Source organism: Ruegeria sp. BE3 (assembly GCF_056538865.1).
On record NZ_JBQFTW010000003.1, the window covers coordinates 305,426 to 319,418 of the forward strand.

General features: G+C 54.0%; 15 protein-coding genes. 11 read left to right on the top strand and 4 right to left on the bottom strand.

The features are described 5' to 3' along the window. Positions 1-53 precede the first annotated feature (53 nt). Together ACR0AZ_RS11065 and ACR0AZ_RS11070 are read left to right on the top strand one after the other, a co-directional pair. A complete protein-coding gene (locus ACR0AZ_RS11065; RefSeq protein WP_480658921.1) occupies positions 54-941 on the top strand; it encodes an AraC family transcriptional regulator in 888 nt (295 codons plus the stop codon). Positions 942-1,168: 227 nt separating this feature from the next. Beyond that, positions 1,169-2,479: a UDP-glucose dehydrogenase family protein gene (locus ACR0AZ_RS11070; RefSeq protein ID WP_480667454.1), complete on the top strand. Its 1,311-nt coding sequence runs from the start codon at positions 1,169-1,171 to the stop codon at positions 2,477-2,479. Between the two features lie 23 nt (positions 2,480-2,502). On the opposite strand, the gene ACR0AZ_RS11075 is transcribed toward ACR0AZ_RS11070, so the two are convergent. The 4 genes from ACR0AZ_RS11075 to ACR0AZ_RS11090 form a co-directional block, all read right to left on the bottom strand. Continuing rightward, positions 2,503-3,420, bottom strand: a complete 918-nt coding sequence (locus ACR0AZ_RS11075) for a glycosyltransferase (RefSeq protein ID WP_480667455.1) — start codon at positions 3,418-3,420, stop codon at positions 2,503-2,505. A gap of 389 nt (positions 3,421-3,809) precedes the next feature. After that, complete coding sequence (gene rffA / locus ACR0AZ_RS11080) at positions 3,810-5,045, bottom strand: dTDP-4-amino-4,6-dideoxygalactose transaminase (RefSeq protein WP_480472380.1); 1,236 nt, start codon at positions 5,043-5,045, stop codon at positions 3,810-3,812. Positions 5,046-5,351: 306 nt separating this feature from the next. Continuing rightward, positions 5,352-6,707 (bottom strand): hypothetical protein, encoded by a 1,356-nt coding sequence (locus ACR0AZ_RS11085; protein ID WP_480472378.1) that lies wholly within the window; start codon positions 6,705-6,707, stop codon positions 5,352-5,354. Between the two features lie 75 nt (positions 6,708-6,782). After that, positions 6,783-7,379: a polysaccharide biosynthesis/export family protein gene (locus ACR0AZ_RS11090; protein WP_480472376.1), complete on the bottom strand. Its 597-nt coding sequence runs from the start codon at positions 7,377-7,379 to the stop codon at positions 6,783-6,785. Positions 7,380-7,680: 301 nt separating this feature from the next. Between ACR0AZ_RS11090 and ACR0AZ_RS11095 the strand changes: the two genes are divergently transcribed. From ACR0AZ_RS11095 to ACR0AZ_RS11135, 9 genes are all read left to right on the top strand, one after another. Beyond that, the gene (locus ACR0AZ_RS11095; protein WP_480472374.1) at positions 7,681-7,893 is read left to right on the top strand and encodes a hypothetical protein; all 213 of its coding nucleotides are present in this window, start codon (positions 7,681-7,683) and stop codon (positions 7,891-7,893) included. 355 nt (positions 7,894-8,248) lie between these two features. Beyond that, positions 8,249-9,352 carry a Gfo/Idh/MocA family protein gene (locus ACR0AZ_RS11100; protein ID WP_480472372.1) on the top strand — a complete coding sequence of 368 codons (1,104 nt, stop codon included), beginning with the start codon at positions 8,249-8,251 and terminating at the stop codon, positions 9,350-9,352. Between the two features lie 2 nt (positions 9,353-9,354). Next, positions 9,355-10,224: a hypothetical protein gene (locus ACR0AZ_RS11105; RefSeq protein ID WP_480472370.1), complete on the top strand. Its 870-nt coding sequence runs from the start codon at positions 9,355-9,357 to the stop codon at positions 10,222-10,224. After that, positions 10,224-11,030 carry a WecB/TagA/CpsF family glycosyltransferase gene (locus ACR0AZ_RS11110; RefSeq protein ID WP_480472368.1) on the top strand — a complete coding sequence of 269 codons (807 nt, stop codon included), beginning with the start codon at positions 10,224-10,226 and terminating at the stop codon, positions 11,028-11,030. The genes ACR0AZ_RS11105 and ACR0AZ_RS11110 overlap by 1 nt, the downstream gene beginning before the upstream one ends. Positions 11,031-11,032: 2 nt before the next feature. After that, positions 11,033-11,917, top strand: a complete 885-nt coding sequence (locus ACR0AZ_RS11115; protein ID WP_480667456.1) for a glycosyltransferase family 2 protein — start codon at positions 11,033-11,035, stop codon at positions 11,915-11,917. Then, positions 11,914-12,930, top strand: a complete 1,017-nt coding sequence (gene galE, locus ACR0AZ_RS11120) for a UDP-glucose 4-epimerase GalE (RefSeq protein WP_480472364.1) — start codon at positions 11,914-11,916, stop codon at positions 12,928-12,930. The genes ACR0AZ_RS11115 and galE overlap by 4 nt, the downstream gene beginning before the upstream one ends. Positions 12,931-13,094: 164 nt before the next feature. After that, the gene (locus ACR0AZ_RS11125) at positions 13,095-13,247 is read left to right on the top strand and encodes a hypothetical protein (protein ID WP_480472362.1); all 153 of its coding nucleotides are present in this window, start codon (positions 13,095-13,097) and stop codon (positions 13,245-13,247) included. 373 nt (positions 13,248-13,620) lie between these two features. After that, complete coding sequence (locus tag ACR0AZ_RS11130; protein WP_480667477.1) at positions 13,621-13,794, top strand: UbiA family prenyltransferase; 174 nt, start codon at positions 13,621-13,623, stop codon at positions 13,792-13,794. Next, positions 13,764-13,976, top strand: a complete 213-nt coding sequence (locus ACR0AZ_RS11135) for a hypothetical protein (RefSeq protein ID WP_480472358.1) — start codon at positions 13,764-13,766, stop codon at positions 13,974-13,976. Before ACR0AZ_RS11130 ends, ACR0AZ_RS11135 begins: the two co-directional genes overlap by 31 nt. The last annotated feature ends 17 nt before the right edge of the window (positions 13,977-13,993 follow it).

Sequence of the window (13,993 nt, forward strand, 5' to 3'; positions counted from 1 at the left end):
TGTTTTCAGGCCGTGTGAAACCTCTATATTTCCAAAGGACAGGAGGGTTCTCGATGGTATCAAAAAGTCTGGTGGCAGACGTATTCGAACAAGTGCGTTCGAAAGGCGCAATGGGCGTCGGGTGCAAGACAGGCGTTGAAGGGTTGTTTGCGTTCTGCAATCACGAAACCACCGAATGCGCCGCCGGATTCTACGAACCGATCATGTGCCTGGTCCTGCAAGGTGCGAAAGAGGCATATATTGGCGGACGTGTGATCCGTTACAGTGCAGGCGATACGCTGATCGTCAGCCATGCCGTACCCGTCGAAGCCGCCGTCATCAAGGCCAGCGCCGATGAACCCTATGCCGCGCTGGCTTTGAAGTTGGATCTCGCCCTCGTCCGTAGCCTGGTGGATGAGATCGGAGACTTCGAAGATGGAGACGTTCAAACGCTGAATGTCGCCGCCTCAGATCAGGCGTTGATTGATGCGGTCGCACGCCTTTACCGCCTTTCACACGACCCGGTTGAAGCCCACGCCCTGGCACCGCTGGTTCTGAAGGAGATACATTTCCGCTTGCTGCGCGCCCGCCACGGAGGGATGCTGCGCCAGCTGTTGCGGCATGAAAGCCCTGCCAGCCGCATCTCAAAGACGATCGCTCTGATCCGACGCAACTACAAAACCAGCATCCCGGTCGCTGATCTGGCGCTTGAATCCGGGATGAGCTTGTCGGCCTTTCATGAACATTTCAAAACCGTAACCTCGACGACACCGTTGCAGTATCAAAAGGACCTGCGCCTGCTTGAGGCGCGGCGGTTGCTTCAATCGGGAAACACTTCGGTCGCTTCAGCGGCGTATGAAGTAGGATACGAAAGCCCGACGCAGTTCAGCCGCGAGTATTCGCGCAAGTTCGGGCTGTCACCGAGTGATCAGAAATCCAATCCAGCCCTATTGGCTGGTTAGGGTCTTACGCTCGTCCACCTCATACGCCGGTAAACCCATCAGCCATCCTTCGCCATTTTTGGCGACAGTTGGCGCAATCGTCGATGGCCAAGGCAATATCACCTTGAATACCGCCCCGCTAAGCGCTTATTCGGTCTCAACGAAAGAACGGTTTTGAATATCCGTCGGGTTCGCGAACACGATAGGATGTGCCGGGCGGCAGCTCGTCAAGGAAAGGGATTTGAAGAATGCGTATTGCAATGATTGGCACCGGCTATGTCGGTCTGGTTTCAGGTGTGTGCTTTTCCGATTTTGGCCATGATGTGATCTGCGTTGACAAATCCGAACGCAAGATCGAGATGCTGCAGTCCGGAGAGGTGCCGATCTACGAGCCCGGCCTTGATGTGTTGATGGCCAAAAACGTGGCTGCCGGACGTTTGAGTTTCACCACAGATCTGGTCAGCGCTGTCGATGGTGCCGATGCGGTTTTCATCGCCGTAGGCACTCCGACACGGCGAGGTGACGGGCACGCGGACCTGACCTATGTCATGGCTGCGGCGGAAGAAATCGCGCAAGCCATTACCGACTACACCGTCGTCGTCACCAAATCGACCGTCCCAGTTGGCACTAACCGCAAGGTGCATTCGGTGGTTGCCGCAGCCAACCCGAAAGCCGAGTTCGACGTCGCCTCGAACCCCGAATTCCTGCGTGAAGGCGCTGCGATTGATGATTTCATGCGTCCGGACCGGGTGGTTGTCGGCGTCGAAAGCGAACGCGCCGCCGAGGTGATGGCTGAGATCTATCGCCCTCTCTACCTGCGTGACTTCCCGATCCTGACGACCGATCTGGAAAGTGCCGAGATGATCAAATACGCAGCCAACGCCTTTCTCGCGACCAAGATCACCTTCATCAATGAGATCGCGGGCCTCTGTGAACGCGCCGGAGGCGACGTCAAAGAGGTCGCACGCGGGATTGGTCTGGATGGGCGCATCGGCAACAAGTTTCTGCACGCCGGTCCGGGCTACGGCGGATCGTGCTTCCCGAAAGACACCGCCGCTTTGGCTCGGATTGGTCAGGATCACGCTTATCCGATGCAGATTACCGAAACTGTCATGCGTGTGAACGATGAAGTGAAAAAGCGGATGGTCGACAAAATCCGTGACGTCTGCGACGACAGCTTCAACGGCAAGACCGTTGCAGTTCTCGGCGTTACTTTCAAACCCAATACTGATGACATGCGCGATGCACCTTCGCTGACCATCGTTCCTGCTTTGATCGGCGGTGGTGCGCGTGTACGCGTGGTCGACCCTCAGGGCCGGTCAGAGGGGGAGGCGTTGCTGCCCGGCGTCAGCTGGATGGACGATCCATATGAAGCCGCTAAAGACGCAGATGCGGTGGTTCTACTGACCGAATGGAACGAATTCCGCGCCCTCAACCTGAGCGAATTGGCCGAGACGATGAAATCCGCCCGAATGGTCGATCTGCGCAACATCTACTCGTCAGCTATGGTCCTGAATGCAGGCTTTGACAGTTATGTGGGTGTGGGCGCCGGCGACTGATTGAGGCAGGCACTGCCCTGGGGTCACGGAAGGCGACTAACCTCGCGCAGATGTTCGACGCGCCGCAGGAAGGTCTTTTCAAACGAATGCTCGGCTGCAAAGCGCGCCGCATTGCAGGCTTTGCTCAGAATGTCTTCGCGATTTTCGTGCAGACCGGCAACGACCTCAGCCATCTTGTCTGGCTTGCCCACCGGCACAGACCAGCCGCCGTCAGAGCGCGTCAGCACCCCTGAAAACGCCTCGTTATCGTATCCGACGATGGGAATCCCGCAAGACATCACCTCTGGGTAAGTGCTTGAAGGATCGCCCTGAACATGGGTGCACAAAAACAGATCCACGTTTTCACGCAGGAACGGAATCCAACCGTGACGGAAATCCATCGGCGGTAACAGAGACACTTTGTCCTGTAGCCCCAACCGCTGGATGTCACGGGCGATTTCTGCCTCCTGCGGTCCGCTGCCGACGATACTCATCTCAAAAGGCACGTTCTGCCGACGCAGCTCAGCGGCAACTTCAGGCAGCCCGGCAGCGCCTTTCATCGGGATCAGCCGCCCGCCAAACGCCAATCGAATTGGGCGGCCCGAGAGTAATGCAGCTGAACGCGCCGTCACCTCGTCAACCGAAATCACATCTTTGGACAGAACACGATTATCAAAGAACAAAACCGCCGATGGGACGTGTTGCGCATAAAGGTCATAAGTCGGCGCCCCGCTGCATTGCAAACCGGCCAATCGACGTAACAGCTGCTGTCGGCGACGTTCTTCACCGCGGAGCCACAATAAACGCCGGGCATGGCGAAACGGTGCACCGGTCAGTTCAGGCGCAGCGACTTGTCGCTCCGTTTTTGACGAATATTCCGTGGTGCAAACAAAAGGCACACCCACCGCCGAACAGGCATCCGCAATCGTGACATGCCAACTGGACAAAAAACCCAACGCCACAGCTGCCGTCCTCAGACGTGTTTCTAATGCTGCTTTCCCTTGCGGGTGAACTCCAAGGGTAAAGCCATTCTCTCGGGCTGCACCACAACGCGGTCCATATCGTCTGTAGGCGTCTCGTAAAGATCAACCAGCCCGCAAACCGAAGCCGGCTAGTGATTAGCAAAACACTGTGCACCTTCCGGATACTTCTGCGTCATAATCAGCCCACCATCCGGCGCGCGCTGCGCTTTTTAGCTGGAGAATAACAAAATTTCATTCGCTGCTGTCATAATTTGCGACGCAAGACACCTGAACCATCGAAATTCCAGACTATATAAATGTTTGAAATCAATAGGCTCTGTAAACGAGCCAAGCGCAAGATGAAACACGCGGCTTAGTGAACTCGAGCTTCAACCCAGCTTTTCAGGCAGACAGCGAATATTCTGAGCACTGAACCGAGCAGTTACGCCGTTTGTCAGATATTGGCGTGCCACATCGATCACTCGGTCAACTTCGACATTCATTCCGAAATACAGTGGTAGGCGTACCAATCTTGACGATGCGGAAACGGTCACCGCCAAGCTACCCGAAACGCGCCCATGAAGCCGTCCAGCAGGTGTGGAATGAAGCGGGACGTAATGAAATGGTGTTTCTATTCCGTGTCCCCGCATATGAGCAATGAAGGCTTTCTGGTCCTGAGCATCCCGGAGCAGCAAGAAGAACAGATGCCCATTGCCGCGACAATGTTCGGGAACGGTTGGCAATTCAATCCGTCCGATGCGCTCGAGATCGGCAAACCCTGCGCGATAACGGTCGCAAGTAGTAAGTCGATCTGCGCTCACCCGTTCAACCTGCTCAAGCTGCGCGAATAGCATGGCGGCAACAAGCTCGGAGGGTGTGTATGACGATCCGATATCGACCCAGGTATATTTATCGACAGCGCCTTCGAGGAACCGGGCGCGATTTGTACCTTTGTCGCGAATGATATCAGCCCGCTCGACAAGATCAGGTCGATTGACGGTCAATGCACCGCCCTCTCCCGAGGTGATATTCTTTGTTTCGTGAAAACTGAAAGTTGCCAAGTCAGCAAGGCTGCCACAAGGACGTCCATAATAAGACGACCCCAGCGCTTGCGCCGCATCTTCGACCAGAATTAACCCGTGGCTACGCGCAATCTCGGCCAGCGACACCATATCTGCTGGCACACCCGCGTAATGCACGGCGAAAATTGCTTTGGTGCGTTTGGTGACAGCAGCAGCAACGGCACTGGGATCAAGATTGAGCGTCCGAGGGTCGACATCAACGAATACCGGAACTGCCCCACGCAACACCACTGCATTGGCCGTGGATACAAAAGTGAACGATGGCATAATGACCTCGTCCCCGGGCACGAGATCGCACAGAATTGCAGCCATCTCCAGCGCGCCGGTACAGGAGTGAACCAAGAATGCCTCGAGAGAGCCGGTCAGTTCACGCAGACGCGCTTCGCATGCAACCGTGAATTGATCACCACCTGCAAGATGCCCATTTGCCAGAACCGTTTGAAGATAGTCAAATTCCCTGCCTGCCAAAGCAGGCACATTGAACCTTAGCGTCCTATCTTCTGCCAGTTTCTGATCCGCTTGAATGTTGGCATCTTTTGGCATCCGGACGACTGGTTATCCTACTCCATAGTATACTTAGGCTCATCAGAACCAGCTTCAGAGAAGCATAGAGTTTTTGACGCACACGCCAAAATCAACATAACGTTTGATAACATGTAAAACGAACAGCGTGACCAAAAAACTTCACAAAATCGACACAACGTGTGATTGTTCACATTCAGAGTGCACGATTAAAATACAATCCAACATCTCTGCGCCCACTGTTCACGATACAGAATTGATAAATTAGTCGTTTACAACTGAGCCTAGTGTATCGATTCCATCACTCTCGATCTATCGACGAAGAGATCATGGACGCCAGACAAAGCTCTTTCCGATACCGAAGAAAACCAGCGGGCTGGTTGCGCGATCAAGGCCGTCTTCATCGCGTACGCGATAGTCGATACCCGTATTCAGGCTCCAATCCTGACCAATATCATGACTGTAAACCGCACTGATCGCCGAAAACTCTACCCCAGTCGATGAATCCGTCGCTTCCGAAACAGCATAGAGGGCACGCAGCGAAAACTGCGAAAATGGTGTCAGACCCCAGATATAGCCCACATCGATCACCGTCGCAGCGAAGTATTCATCTTCGTCATCAGACAAGATTTCGCGACTCAAACGGACACGCAGAGTGTTTGGGCCATACTCCCTGTCAAAGGCGAGCGAACCAATTGCATCAATCGTGCCACTGGGGCGCCGCGCCGCGCCTAAAGTCGCAGCAAAGTCCCCGTCTGGCACCGCAAAACTACGACCCAGAAGGAATCGATCGAGACGGCCGGAAATTGTTCGGCTGGTATCAAGAAGCGCAGATGCAGAGCCGTTGGCAACATCATGTACCACTCCAACGCTACCGATTAGGCCGGATTCGCTGGAGTCGCCAGAAATCACCTGTCGTTCGTCAATATCCGTGTATCCGATCGAGGCCTCAAGTCGGGTGAGAGCTGAAAATTCATGACGCAGACCCAAAGACACTGCATCGGTATCGCGCTCGGTCTCTTCATCGTCATCTTCTTCAAACCGTTCGATCGCATAATCAACACTGACCGTTGTGACCGGCGATAACGCGAGGGACAACCCAACATCACCACCAATCTGGTCGTTATCCACAAGCCCAGCATCTGTCGCATCCGTATATCGTAGGCCTGAACCGGCCAAACCGAAGCTGTACCCTACCAGATTCTGCCGCCCGCCATCGAACGAAAAGCCATAGGAATATTCGCTGCGCGTCCCTTCGCCCGTCAGATCCGAGAAATCTGAAGGCAATACAATAAAACCATCCTCATCCTCGAAATCGGACAATGACCGCAGCAATCCGATGTCAAACCGCAAGTAGTCGGCTTCCAATTCCAAGCCAGCATTTGCAGCCTCGCGAGTATATCCAAAACCCAGACGCGCATCGCCTATATCGAAACTGTCTTCCCTGTCTGGCAGATCCTGCAAGCGCAGGCCGGTGACTGCATCCAGCTCAATCGTTTGAGAGCGCGTTTCGCTGGAGAGACCAAAGGACAGTATCGTTGACGCAATGAAGCCGTTTCCCGGATCAGGTACATCAAGCGCAAGGTTGCGGCCATATTCAAAGCGTTCGGCGATGCCAAAACGCAGCTCCAGGCCACCTGGCTCAACCGGAATTTCCTGACCTTGTACTCCGCTCGCGGTCAAGGACGCTGCAATTATGACAACCGCACCTGACCGGTGGATCCTTTCGTCTTTAGTCACTGCCCCAACTTTCGCGTATTATTCAAACAAGCGTCGTTGCGGTACGACGACCACATCACCATCCACCAGACGTGTCGACGCACCCTGTCCGGTACCGTCCAAGATGGCATCGTAGTTGAACCGGAAAACCCGTTCGTTGCCTGCTTTATCGGTACGCCGCAACATGACGCGCTTGGTCGCGGCAAAGCGTGAGAATCCGCCCATTTCAGCAAAAAACTGCAACAGTGTCGTACCGGGTGGCACTTCGTAGCGCCCAGGCGAACCCGCTTCGCCCACCGCGTAAACCAGAATCGGATCGGGATCTTCGGCTTCGCCGATGGTAGCGATCGACACCGTCACAGTGGGCCGCGATGCAAAATTTGGCTCAAGCTGGGTGGCCAGAGAATCTTCGACCTGACCAACGCTTCGTCCGGCAACTGCAAGCTGACCGGCAAGGGGCAAGTTTATCCGACCATCAGGAAGAACAAGCACTTCATCGTTCAGGCTTGAGTCTTCCAATACGTTAATACTGAGGACATCTCCGGGCTGAATACGATAGCTGCTTTGCGCGAGTGCGGGTACGGCAACCAATGCACCGGCGATAAATGAAAAAAGCAGCGTAAATACGGGCCTCATAAGCCAAGTTCTCCCTAATACTATTCCTGCGCACACGTTCCCTCGACGCCATGTGTCTGACGAGCTGGACGGACCTTACCCCTGTGGCAATGCCACATTGCACGTGATTCGAGTCAAACGCTACAATTCGATTAAGAAAATGGTCACTTTCCCCCGCTACTACTTCCAAAAAGGCAACACTTGACCCCAGGGCAAGCCACGATGTTCTGCTTGAGGCATAATTTTGCCTCTTTTCCTGTGTTGAGTGTCAGAAATCGTCACTTGACTGACTCGCTATATCCGAAAAGAGGTTGACGCTTCGATGAGTGCAGGACTGATCTTCTCTGGAATTCTGCTCGGTGCATTGGCCGGATTTATCGGTCTTATTAGCGGCATGCCCATTTGGACCGCTTTTTTGATCTATAGCGGATTTGGGGCCCTTTGCGTTTTGACCGGCGCGATGATCCTTGCGACCAAAGCCCATGGCAATTCGGATCCGGAACGCGCGCTACCCATCGCACAACCGGATCGGTAGATAGCCAGAATTCGGTCAAGGGACTTAATATCGGTCCAATAGACCTGAATATTTTTTTGATAACGCGACCTCTGGAGCCAATTTAAGGGGGAAACAATAGAGGGTTAACGTCAGGATTGGACAAATATTGGACGGCCCTTCACCCAACAGCCTTGAAGAAGTTACGGGGAAATTGTTTAAGGTCCATGGATATGTTCAGAGTAAGTTTGATTTAAGTTTTATAGGTAGGAGATCATAGAAAATGTTCGCCGATCTCGGCGTTTGTTCAGTCGGTGCGCAATGTAGCCACAAATTATTCGTTTGGCACCGATCTAGTACTTCGTATTTTGTTCCCGATTGAAAAGGCCATGTATACATGGACAGGAATCTGAAAATTGCCGTTGTTGGCCTGGGTAAGATGGGCCTTTCCCATTATGCGCTCGTCAACGCCCATCCTGACACAGAAACCATTGCATGTGACGCCAGCGGATTCATGGTGGATGTTCTCAGCAAAAACACCACCGCAAAAATCTACAAGGATTATGACAGATTGCTGTCAGACGAAGCGCTGGACGCCGTCGTAATCGCCACGCCCTCTCGCGCCCATGGGCCGATGGTACGGGCAGCACTTGATAAAGGCTTACACGTCTTCTGCGAAAAACCCTTCTGCCTGGACTGGGAAGAAGGGCAACAGCTGTCCGATGTGGCACGCGCAAAGGGCTTGATCAACCAGGTCGGCTATCATTATCGCTATGTCGGTGCCTTTCGGGAACTGCATCGTATTCTGCAAAGTGGCGCCCTTGGAACGGTCACGCATGTGTTGGCCGAAGCCTACGGCCCTGTCGTGTTACGTCCGAAACGTCAAACCTGGCGCACCAAAAAATCTGAGGGTGGCGGATGCCTTTATGACTATGCGGCACATCCAATCAATCTGTTGAACTGGTGTTTCGGTGTCCCCGACACAGTCAGCGGCTCGGCAATGAATTCAGTCTTTTCGACCGATGTAGATGATGAGGTATTTAGTACGCTGCGCTGGACAGATGGACCGACAGCTCAGCTATCAGTAAACTGGTGCGATGAAAGTCATCGCAAGATGTCGACCAAAATCAGCGTCATAGGTACCAACGGGCGCGTGAATGCGGATCGTCAGGAATGCCAGCTTTACCTGCGCCAACCGGTCGATGCATTACCCGAGTACGAGGCTGGTTGGACCGTTCGCTATACCACCGGGTTGACCGATGAGGTCTGGTTCTACCTGCGAGGTGAAGAATATTCGGCGCAACTGGATGCTTTCATCAGCGCTATTCGGGACGGTGCTCCTAAAACCCACGAGAATGACTTTCAGTCTGGCGTCGAAACCGACCGAACTATGGCAATGATCATTCACAACAACGAAACCGGTGCGTCCGTGGGCGAGCCTCCCAAACCACGCGCCGCCGAACCGGCCAAGCGCGGCTGGTTCCGTCGGACGGGAGCGTGATCATGGATAAACTGCTGTTCGGCGACAATCAGTTCTTCGGCATCAACCACATGTCCGAAGAAAAAGCCCGCGCCCAAGCAATGCGGTTTCAGAAAACCGACGCGATCATGGACGTTCTGGATATCGCATATGATGCGGGCGTGCGCACCTTCATGTGCACCACTCACGACAGGATCTCTGAGATTGCAGATCGTGTTCGGGCCAATCCCTCCCGATACTCGGATTTCACGTTTTATCCATGCATGCCATATGCGCACAAATACGCAAATGCTGTCACCGAACATGGTATGATCGGCGCTTTGCGGCAGTTTATGCCCGATGACGGATTGTTTTCGACTGCACTGGCCGGAGGTAAAGCGCTGGCCACAAAAGAAGTCGATGGAATGGCAAAGGTTCTGATCGACATGGAGATGAAGATGTTTGCCGGGCTAAAAACCCCGGTCATCTTCGTTCAAAACGTTTTCACTGATCTGCTGCTGGGGATGGGATTTACCCGCGCCTTGCGCATTTTCGACGATCACATCCGTGAAAAACACGGGGCCGAACCCGCCTATATAACGATGAACATGCCGATGTTGCTTCAGGCCCTGGAATCTGAAGGTATCAAGCGCCCGATCATATGTTCGAACATCAACAAGATCGGCTTTCGCATGTCGGGCGGTTATGATGCCTATCTCGAAGCGCTCAAATCAGGCCGGGTCCGGGCCATCGCCATGTCTGTCTATGCGTCTGGGGCCATCCCTGCCGAAGAAGCGATTGAGTGGATCGCGGGCCTTCCGGGGGTTGAAGCGCTGGTTTTTGGAGCGTCCAGCGCAGGTAACATCCGCCATACGAAACAGTTGGTGGATCATTACATGGGAGAGGTCGAGTGATGGCTGACGGAACATCGATCGGTATGACCGAAGGGGCCACTGGCCACGATTATCCTCGGGTCGACGTGCTGAATGTCTACGTCCATGACATTTCCATGGACGATCTCGTCAAGAACTTCAACGAAGGCACGATCCTGACCTTGCACGTCGACATGATCATGAAGCTGCAAAAGGATCGCGAGTTTCTTGAGATTTTCGACAAGTTCGACGTAATCACTTGCGACAGCCAGATTCTGTATTTCGCAACCAAATTTCTTGGAACCCCGGTGTCTGAGCGGGTCTCGGGGTCAGACTATTTTCCAAAATTCTATATGCACCACAAGGACAACCCGGACGTGACCGTGTTCCTGTGCGGCGGCAAGCCAGGGATCGCTGACATCGCGGCCGAACGCATAAACGCCAAGACAGGGCGTCAGTTTGTTGTGGGAACAGATGCCCCGCCCTTTGATTATGAAAACGACCCCGCCGAAATCGATCGAATGATCGAACGGATCAACGACTCCGGCGCGAGTGTTCTATTGGTGGGCCTTGGCGGTGGGCGTCAGGAAAAGTTTATCATGAAATACCGCGACCGAATGCCCAACATACGGCTGTTTTTGCCGTTGGGCGGAACCATTGACTATGAGGCGGGCACCTTCCAGCGCCCACCATCATGGATCACCGAATGGGGATTCGAATGGCTCTATCGTCTAGTCAAAGAACCACGGCAGCGTTGGCATCGGTATGTCGTGCACGAACCACCTGTGTTGTGGGCACTGCTCAAACAAAAACTCGGGGTCTATCGTGATCCTTTTGGCGACAAGTAGCGATGCCTTCCGAGCAAATCATATTGTCCGGCGAGGATTGGAGCACGACTGACCCAGACGCCATCCTGAGCGTCAATATCGCTGCCCATAATGAAGAGGGGTATATCGGCGACTGCCTGAACGCTCTGTTGCAACAGGATCAAACCGCTGGGCGTGTTGAGGTCATAGTCGCCGCAAACGCCTGCACTGACCGGACTGTCGAGATTGTCTCGAACTATGGAGCACGTTTCGAGGATCGCAACTGGCGGCTGGTGCTGCTCAAAATCGACGAGCCGGGCAAGCCCAACGCATTCAATCAGGGTGACATGGTCAAGACAGGTTGCTCGACAATCTATCTGGATGCCGATGTGCGCTGCGATCCGGAGTTATTGGGACAGTTGCGCGCGGTTCTGGATCAGCCGCGACCGCTCTACGCGACGGGCACTTTGCAGGTAGCCCCGCCGACAACATGGGTCACGCGTCGATATTCAGATTTCTGGGTTCGTCTGCCATTCGTGCGCGGGGGGGCCGTTGGGGCCGGCGTCTTCTCGGTAAACGCGGAAGGCAGGAAATGTTGGGGGCAATTCCCTGACATAATTTCGGATGATACGTTTGTACGGCTGAGCTTTTCACCCGACCAACGGGTCGAAGTGCCTGCCAAATATCACTGGCCCATGGTCGAAGGCTTTCGCAACCTTATCCGTGTCCGACGCCGACAGGATGCAGGTGTGGAAGAAATCCGCCGCCTATACCCCGAACTCATGCGCAATGACACCAAACAACCACTGACCATAGCGGAACTTCTGCGTTTGATATTCGAAGCGCCTATTAGCTTTATGGTCTATTTGACGTTACAAATCTTTGTTCGCATGGGACCCAGCACTATGGAATGGACCCGTGGACGATGACTGAAGCCAACAAAAAACGTGTTCTGTTGACTGGTGGTGCAGGCTTCATCGGGTCGCACACTTATGTGGCCCTAAACGAGGCTGGCTATGACGTCTGGATTCTGGACAACTTCGCAAATGCGCGCAGGGACGTACCCGACAGGCTGGCGAAGATCACCGAAAACCCCACGCGCGTTTTTGATTGTGATATTCGAAACGCCGCCGAGGTAACGCAGGTATTTGCAGCCGGTAGGTTCGATGCGGTCGTACATTTCGCCGCTCTCAAAAGCGTACCTGAGAGTCAAAGCAACCCGATGGGCTATTTTGAGACGAATTGCATCGGTCTCTACAACATTGCGTCTGCAATGAAGGCGCATAACGTTAAGCACATAGTGTTCTCATCCAGCGCAGCGATTTACGGCAACCCGGAAACGATGCCCATCGCCGAGGAAACTCCAGCCTCACCTCAGAGCGTCTATGCGCAGACAAAATGTGTGGGTGAGGAGTTTCTAACAAGCCTTGCCAATGCATCGCCCGAACTGCGGATTGGCATCCTGCGCTATTTCAACCCAGTAGGTGCACATCCATCGGGCTTGATCGGCGAAGACCCAAGCCAGCCGCCAACCAACCTGGTGCCGGTCATCGCGCAGGTCGCGCTAGGACAGATGATCGAGCTCAAGATCTTTGGCGGCGATTACCCGACCCCTGACGGCACAGGAATCCGCGATTACATACACGTCCTCGATCTGGCGCGGGGTCATGTTCTGTCGCTTGACGCATTGTTCGGTGAAACTGGCAATCACTGTGTCAATCTGGGGACAGGTATGGGTTACAGTGTGTTGGATGTCGTCAAGACCTATGAACAGGTGTCTGGCCGCCCTATTGCTTATCAAATCACGGAACGTCGCGATGGTGATCCTGCGATCTCCTGCGCCGCAATCGAACGAGCCAAGGCAATCCTTGGCTTCAAAGCACAACTTGATCTCGAAGATATGTGCACCGGCAATTGGCGCTTTTTGACGGAGGCGGATTAGATGACAAGTCAGGCGGCTCTCTCGAACAGCGAAGGAACCTAGTCTGTCGATCCGGTTCGGGTTGTCGATCTGGATGGAACCCTGATCGCATCAGATATGCTGCACGAAACTTTCTGGTCTGCACTCTCGCAGGACTCGAGCACATTGTTCGCAGGCCCCTTGCATTGATCAAAGGTCAGGCCGCATTGAAAGCGGCTCTGCAAGACAAAGGTCAGGTTCAGGTCGATGCTTTGCCCTACGATCGAGAAGTCATGGACTATATCAAATCCTGGCGCGACGCGGGAAAGAAGGTGGCATTGGTGACCGCCTCGGACTAGCGCATCGCAGACCAGATTGCGACCCCTATCGGCCTGTTAGATTAGGTTTACGGCTCGGAAGGGGAAGTAAGTCTGAAGGGCTGCAACAAGGCCAGCTTTCTTCAACAAAAAATATGGGGCGAACGGCTTTGCCTATATTGGCGACAGCAGCGCCGATCTGGCGGCCACAGTAAACGCCTCGGATGCGGCAGGTGGCAAAGTGGCTCGTCTAGGCTGCACCATTGAACATCTGATAACCGGTACCGTTTCACGCAGGGCCCATCTCAAAGCGCTACGCTCGCATCAATGGCTCAAGAGTATCCTAGTGTTTCTGCCGATGATCGCCGCGCATAATTTTGCGCCCGAGATAATCGGCGACAGCCTGCTCGCCTTTATGTCCTTTTGTCTGATCGCTTCGAGCGTCTATGTCGTAAATGATCTACTGGACCTCAAGGCCGATCGCGCGCATCCCCGAAAGCGCAATCGCCCCTTTGCGTCGGGTGCAATCCCGGTTTCGCATGGGCTTTGGATGGCTTGTTGTTTGGTGGTTTTTTTCTGGCCGCCTTGACCAATCTGGCGTTCTTCGGGGTGATGCTGATCTATTTCGGGATCACCACCGCATATTCCATCACGCTGAAACGCAAACTTATTGTTGGTGTTTGTATGCTTGCCGGTCTCTATACCGTACGGATCGTCGCAGGCGGGGTTGCTATTGGAACCGTATTGTCGATGTTGCTGCTCGCATTTTGATCTTTCTCTTTTTCTCT

Bases quoted from the DNA above. Each gene is read 5' to 3' on its own strand.
- ACR0AZ_RS11095 (WP_480472374.1), top strand. From the start codon at position 7,681: ATGAGTGCAGGACTGATCTTCTCTGGAATTCTGCTCGGTGCATTGGCC.
- ACR0AZ_RS11105 (WP_480472370.1), top strand. From the start codon at position 9,355: ATGGATAAACTGCTGTTCGGCGACAATCAGTTCTTCGGCATCAACCAC.
- ACR0AZ_RS11065 (WP_480658921.1), top strand. From the start codon at position 54: ATGGTATCAAAAAGTCTGGTGGCAGACGTATTCGAACAAGTGCGTTCG.
- ACR0AZ_RS11110 (WP_480472368.1), top strand. From the start codon at position 10,224: ATGGCTGACGGAACATCGATCGGTATGACCGAAGGGGCCACTGGCCAC.
- ACR0AZ_RS11090 (WP_480472376.1), bottom strand. From the start codon at position 7,379: ATGAGGCCCGTATTTACGCTGCTTTTTTCATTTATCGCCGGTGCATTG.
- ACR0AZ_RS11100 (WP_480472372.1), top strand. From the start codon at position 8,249: ATGGACAGGAATCTGAAAATTGCCGTTGTTGGCCTGGGTAAGATGGGC.
- galE (WP_480472364.1), top strand. From the start codon at position 11,914: ATGACTGAAGCCAACAAAAAACGTGTTCTGTTGACTGGTGGTGCAGGC.
- rffA (WP_480472380.1), bottom strand. From the start codon at position 5,045: ATGCCAAAAGATGCCAACATTCAAGCGGATCAGAAACTGGCAGAAGAT.
- ACR0AZ_RS11130 (WP_480667477.1), top strand. From the start codon at position 13,621: ATGTCCTTTTGTCTGATCGCTTCGAGCGTCTATGTCGTAAATGATCTA.
- ACR0AZ_RS11070 (WP_480667454.1), top strand. From the start codon at position 1,169: ATGCGTATTGCAATGATTGGCACCGGCTATGTCGGTCTGGTTTCAGGT.
- ACR0AZ_RS11115 (WP_480667456.1), top strand. From the start codon at position 11,033: ATGCCTTCCGAGCAAATCATATTGTCCGGCGAGGATTGGAGCACGACT.